We start from the raw sequence: 324 nt of genomic DNA on the forward strand, positions 1-324 counted from the left end.
CGCCTGGGGAGTACGGTCGCAAGACTGAAACTCAAAGGAATTGACGGGGACCCGCACAAGCAGTGGAGCATGTGGTTTAATTCGAAGCAACGCGAAGAACCTTATCAGGGCTTGACATTCCTCTGACCGCTACAGAGATGTACCTTTCTTTCGGGACAGAGGAGACAGGTGGTGCATGGTTGTCGTCAGCTCGTGTCGTGAGATGTTGGGTTAAGTTCCGCAACGAGCGCAACCCTTGATCTTAGTTGCCAGCATTTCGGGTGGGCACTCTAAGGTGACTGCCGGTGACAAACCGGAGGAAGGTGGGGATGACGTCAAATCATC

Annotated in this window: 1 rRNA gene; it reads left to right on the top strand. The window is 53.4% G+C overall.

Annotated elements, in window-relative coordinates:
• A 16S ribosomal RNA gene (locus HP548_RS03040) occupies positions 1-324 on the top strand; the annotation flags it as partial.

The organism is Paenibacillus taichungensis (assembly GCF_013359905.1).
In the GTDB taxonomy this organism is placed as follows: domain Bacteria; phylum Bacillota; class Bacilli; order Paenibacillales; family Paenibacillaceae; genus Paenibacillus; species Paenibacillus taichungensis.